This window comes from Pseudomonas sp. SDO5591_S426 (assembly GCF_054070755.1).
The window spans coordinates 1-5,392 of sequence record NZ_JBSVXD010000279.1; the positions used below are offsets into that span (position 1 = coordinate 1).

The following is a 5,392-nucleotide window of genomic DNA, read 5'->3' on the forward strand; positions in this document are numbered from 1 at the left end:
CCTATGATGCTGAATGACATACCGCTATCGCGAGCAAGCTCGGCTCCTACAGGGTTATGTGTCAGACCTTCAGACCCAACTCGGCCGACAGTCTGGCCGTAACCCCTTTGATCAACGGAATCAGCTCGGCCATTTTTTCCAGCGGCATGTACGGCACGGTGCTGGCGATGCTGATACCGGCGACGATGCGTTTGCTGGCATCGCGGATCGGCGCCGCTACGCAACGGATCGACGGTTCGTTGTCTTCCAGATCGAAGGCATAACCGCCGGCCACATATTCGATCATGCGCTGCTGGAACTGCTCCCAGGATTGCTCCGGGTGCTGTGGCCAGAACAGATTTTTCCCACCCGCCGGCAGGCTGACTTCGTACAGCCGTTGCCACTCTTGCGGCGTGTCATCGAGCATCAGCGCCTTGCCGATCCCGGTGCGCGCCAACGGCATGCGGTGGCCGACTCGCGAACGCATTTCCGGGCCGTTGCGCCCCGGATTCTTGTGCAGGTACAGCACTTCGTCGCCTTCGCGGATCGCCAGGTGAATGGTGTCGCCGGTCAATGCCGACAGCTCATCGAGATATGGCCCGGCCAGGGTCACCAGCGGCAACTCTTCGCGCGCCTGAAAACCCAGTTCGATCAGCTTCGGCCCCAGCAGATAACCGACTTGCGGCACCACCCGCAGATAACGCTCGTCCACAAGGCAACTGGCCAAGCGATGGGTGGTGCTGCGCGTGGTGCCGATCAGCCGGGCGATTTCCTTGAGATCGCGGGCGCCGCTGGCCACGGCCTGAACCACACCCAGACCGCGAAGCAGTGTCTGGGTGCCGGTCGGGGCGGCGTCCTTGGCAACTTTTGGGGCGTCTTCCTGCATATCCAGCCTTTACCGTTGAGCGAGTGAACGGGCGGCATTATGGTCGCCCGCGTGCCACGACTACAACTTGATACGCTCGACCTTGCCAACCAGCAAGATGTAGGACAGCGCACCGATCAACGCCAGCACCGAGATGTAGGTAATCGCCGGGGCGAAGGAATCTCCGCTGGCGAGGAAACCGATCACGATTGGCGTGGCGATGGCCGACAGGTTACCGATGAAGTTGAACACCCCACCGGTCAGTCCCAGCAAACGTGCCGGCGCCAACGTCGAGACCAGCGACCAAGTGATCGACGCCAGTCCGTTGCCGAAGAACGCCAACGCGAGGAAGGCAATCACCAACGGGGTCGACTCGACAAAGTTGGCGCCAATGATCGAGGTGGAAATCAGCAAGCCACTGATGATCGGCAACTTGCGGGCGAACCCTACGGTGTAGCCGCGACGGATCAGGAAGTCCGAGAAGAAACCGGAGCACAGCACGCCGACGAACGCCGCGAGAAACGGCAGCGAGGCCAATAGCCCGGACTTGATGAAGTCCATGCCGCGGTATTTCACCAGGTAGGTCGGGAACCACGTCAGGAAAAACCACAGCGTCGAATTGAGGCAGAACTGGCCGAGGTAGATGCCCCAGAGTTTGCGCTTGGTGAGGACAATGCCGAGGTCGGTCCAGCTGAATTTGGCTTTGACTTTGGCCTGTTCAGACTGGATATCCACCAGCCCGCCGCCCTCGCGAATCAGCTCGATTTCAGCCTCGTTGGCGCCTTTGAAATCCCGTGGCTCGCGATACACCGCGTACCAGATTACCGCCCAAATGATCCCCACCGCGCCCGTGGCGACGAAGACCATGTGCCAGCCGAATTCGTGCTGCAGCCAGGCCAGTACCGGCGTCAGGAACGCCAGGCCGACAAACTGTCCCGAGGTGTAGAAACCGATGGCCGTGGCGCGTTCCCGCTCAGGGAACCAGGTCGTGACCACGCGGCTGTTGATCGGATACGCCGGCGCTTCGAGCGCACCGACGGCCATGCGCAGGACGAACAACGCGATGAAGCTGCCCGCGAAACCGAGCATCACCGTGGCGATCGACCATAGCAACAACGCAGCGGTGTAGAGGATGCGTGGCGGAACGCGGTCCACCAGCCAGCCGCCGGGGATCTGCATGGCGGCGTAAGTCCAGCCGAACGCGGAGAAGATCAGGCCGACGTGAATCGGGTCGATGCCCAGGTCGCTGGTCAGCGCCGGCGCGGCAATCGACAGGTTGCTGCGGTCCAGGTAGTTGATCACCACGGTGATGAACAGCAGCACCATGATGAAAAACCGCTTACGGCTGGGCGCCGCCAACGACGCCTGCCCGGTGAGGGTTTGCGGTTGCATGGGGAGTGCCTCTTTTTATGTTTATTGAGGTCAATTTAAAAACTGGCGGCAAACCCTGTGGGAGCTGGCTTGCCAGCGATGACGGCGACACATTCAATAATGATGTGACTGACAGGACGCTATCGCTGGCAAGCCAGCTCCCACAGGGATTTGTGCAGGGTCAGACGGATATCACCATTCAGCAAAACTGCCATCGGCATGGCGCCAGATCGGGTTGCGCCAGCGGTGGCCGACGGCGGCGCGTTCGATCACGTATTCCTCGTTGATCTCGATGCCCAGACCCGGGCCGTTCGGGATCTTCACGAAGCCCTTGTCGTAGTCGAACACCCGTGGGTCTTTGACGTAGTCGAGCAGGTCGTTGCTCTCGTTGTAATGGATGCCCAGGCTCTGTTCCTGGATGAACGCGTTGTAGCAAACCGCGTCCAGTTGCAGGCAAGCGGCCAATGCAATCGGACCCAGCGGGCAATGCAGCGCCAGCGCCACGTCGTAGGCTTCGGCCATGTTGGCGATCTTGCGGGTTTCGGTGATGCCGCCGGCGTGAGACGCATCCGGCTGGATGATGTCGACGTAGCCTTCGCTGAGCACACGCTTGAAATCCCAGCGCGAGAAAAGGCGCTCGCCCAAAGCAATCGGCGTGCTGGTCAGCGGCGCCAACTCCTTCAGCGCTTCGTAGTTTTCGCTGAGCACCGGCTCTTCGATGAACATCAGTTTGTACGGATCAAGCTCCTTCATCAGCACCTTGGCCATCGGCTTGTGCACCCGGCCATGGAAGTCCACGCCGATGCCGACATTCGGGCCGACCGCGTCACGCACGGCGGCGACGTTGGCCAGGGCCAGGTCGACTTTTTCGAAGGTGTCGAGGAATTGCAGCTCTTCGGTGCCGTTCATTTTCACTGCGGTGAAACCACGGCTGACCGCTTCTTTCGCTGCCCGCGCGGTGTCTGCCGGACGGTCGCCACCGATCCACGAATACACGCGGATCTTGTCCCGCACCTGACCACCCAGCAGATCGCTGACCGAAACGCCCAGCGCCTTGCCCTTGATGTCCCACAACGCCTGGTCGATACCGGCCAGGGCGCTCATGTGGATCGCGCCGCCACGGTAGAAGCCGCCGCGATAAAGCACGGTCCAGATGTCCTCGATGTTGCGTGGGTCTTTGCCGATCAGGTAGTCGGACAATTCCTCAACGGCAGCGGCGACAGTGTGGGCGCGGCCTTCGACCACGGGTTCGCCCCAACCGGTCACGCCCTCGTCGGTTTCGACCTTGAGGAAGCACCAGCGCGGCGGAACGATGAAGGTGGTCAGCTTGGTGATTTTCATCTGATTGTCTCTCTTGTTAGATGCAGCGCTCGCAGCGCCAAAAAAGTCTTAGCGAAGGGCTTTCCAGGCAGCGACGTAGGCCTTGGCATTGGCCGCCACTTGCTCCGGTGTCATGCCCGGTTTGAACAGGCCCGAGCCGAGGCCGAAGCCCTTGACGCCCGCGTCGATGAATACCTGCATGTTGTCCGGGGTGATCCCGCCGACCGGCGCCAGAATCGTTCCGATCGGCAGCACCGCCAGCCAGGCTTTGACGACTGCTGGCCCCATCTGCTCGGCCGGGAACATCTTCAGTACGTCCGCACCTTCGGCCAGTGCCGCGAAGGCTTCGGTCGGCGTGGCGACACCCGGCGACAGATACAGCCCCGCCGCTTTCGCTGCGCGCAGGACCTTCGGATCGCTATGGGGCATGACGATCACCTGACCGCCCGCCTCTTTCACCTGCTCGACCTGCTCCGGGGTCAGCACCGTTCCCGCGCCGATCAGGCAATCGGCGGGCAAGGCATCGCGCAGGATGCGGATACTTTCGTACGGCAAAGGAGAGTTGAGCGGTACTTCGATAACGCGAAATCCTGCCGCGTACAGGACTTCTCCGATGGCGGCGGCTTCTTTGGGATGCAGGCCACGCAGGATCGCGATCAGACCGTTTTGCGCCAGTGCTTGTTTAAGCATGTCAGGACTCCAGTCAGGTTAATGGGATGAAGGGGGCGAGATCAGGCTGGCGGCCAGCGCCAGTTGCCACAACCCGCGCTCGGTGGCCTGTTCAGCCAAGGTCACTCGGGCAAAACCGCAAGCGTCGAGGGCGCGGCTGTAACGCGTGCAGAGCTGGGAATTGCCGATGAGGACGATCGACGGCAGATGAACGCTGTTGCGCCGACGGCGCTGCACGTTGGCCAGGGCCGACAGCTCATGGCCAATCAGCAGGCCTGACAGGTAATCCGCTTGAGCTGCCCCGCTGAGTTCACCGGTCAGTCCCAGGCTGCGGGCGCTGAACAGGGTCGACAGCACGCCGATTTCGCCGTCCGCCGACAACGCCACTTGCACGCCGCGATCAAAGGCTTCGCCGTCGAAAGAGCCGCCGCGCTGCTGGGTGCGTCCCAGGATGCTGTGTTCGCTGAGTACGGCGAAGACTTCGCCGGTCATGAAGGTGTCGAAATGCACGATGCAGCCGTCGGCCACCTCCACCCATTTCGAATGACTGCCCGGCAAGCCGATCAGCACATCAGCGCCCGCCTCGCCCTTCAGGTTTTGCAGGACACCGAGCACCTGGGTTTCTTCGCCGCGCATGACGTTTGGCAGGCGCGAGCGTTGAATCACACCCGGCACGATGTGCACATCGATGCCACGCAGACTGCGCACGGCTTGTAGGGAAGTTCCGAGATTGGCAACGTTTGCCGGCGTATCGCGGTAGGCCGCTTCGCGCCAGCCCTGGGCGCTGCCAACCATGCCGCAGGCAATCACCGGCAAATCGGGTTGGGCGTCGAGCCAGTCACCGCAAGCCTCGTCGAACGCCAGCTCGAAACCATCGGTGCATTCACGACCGTTGATCATTCGCGGCGCCTTGGGCAACTGCATGATCCCCGACGACAGCGAACGCTGTTCGAGCACCAGGCCATCTTCGGCAAGTTTGTAAGCACGTAATGAGGTTGTCCCCCAATCGAGCGCGATCAATTGCGCCAGCATCGCTTCACCTGTTTTGGTTTTTGGCAGTGAGTGAGCTGGACTATAAACCCTCGCACTGGAAAATCTCAATATATAAATATCAATCCCATATTGTGAGACGACACAAAAAAAGATCGCAGCCTTCGGCAGCTCCTACATTGGAATGCGTTCCCTCTA

General features: G+C 61.1%; 5 protein-coding genes. All 5 read right to left on the bottom strand.

Annotated elements, in window-relative coordinates:
• Nucleotides 1-61 precede the first annotated feature (61 nt).
• Nucleotides 62-865, bottom strand: a complete 804-nt coding sequence (locus ACW9JC_RS28450; protein WP_338585343.1) for an IclR family transcriptional regulator — start codon at nt 863-865, stop codon at nt 62-64.
• Between the two features lie 60 nt (nt 866-925).
• Nucleotides 926-2,236, bottom strand: coding sequence for an MFS transporter (locus tag ACW9JC_RS28455; protein ID WP_457459209.1), 1,311 nt, complete (start codon nt 2,234-2,236; stop codon nt 926-928).
• A gap of 171 nt (nt 2,237-2,407) precedes the next feature.
• Nucleotides 2,408-3,556 carry a galactonate dehydratase gene (dgoD, locus tag ACW9JC_RS28460; protein ID WP_008085519.1) on the bottom strand — a complete coding sequence of 383 codons (1,149 nt, stop codon included), beginning with the start codon at nt 3,554-3,556 and terminating at the stop codon, nt 2,408-2,410.
• A 48-nt stretch (nt 3,557-3,604) separates the two neighbouring features.
• A complete protein-coding gene (locus tag ACW9JC_RS28465; protein ID WP_338585339.1) occupies nt 3,605-4,225 on the bottom strand; it encodes a 2-dehydro-3-deoxy-6-phosphogalactonate aldolase in 621 nt (206 codons plus the stop codon).
• An 18-nt stretch (nt 4,226-4,243) separates the two neighbouring features.
• Nucleotides 4,244-5,236, bottom strand: coding sequence for a 2-dehydro-3-deoxygalactonokinase (locus ACW9JC_RS28470; protein ID WP_457459211.1), 993 nt, complete (start codon nt 5,234-5,236; stop codon nt 4,244-4,246).
• Between the last annotated feature and the right edge of the window lie 156 nt (nt 5,237-5,392).

Coding starts and splice junctions, on each gene's coding strand:
- dgoD (WP_008085519.1), bottom strand. CDS start 3,556: ATGAAAATCACCAAGCTGACCACCTTCATCGTTCCGCCGCGCTGGTGC.
- ACW9JC_RS28455 (WP_457459209.1), bottom strand. CDS start 2,236: ATGCAACCGCAAACCCTCACCGGGCAGGCGTCGTTGGCGGCGCCCAGC.
- ACW9JC_RS28470 (WP_457459211.1), bottom strand. CDS start 5,236: ATGCTGGCGCAATTGATCGCGCTCGATTGGGGGACAACCTCATTACGT.
- ACW9JC_RS28450 (WP_338585343.1), bottom strand. CDS start 865: ATGCAGGAAGACGCCCCAAAAGTTGCCAAGGACGCCGCCCCGACCGGC.
- ACW9JC_RS28465 (WP_338585339.1), bottom strand. CDS start 4,225: ATGCTTAAACAAGCACTGGCGCAAAACGGTCTGATCGCGATCCTGCGT.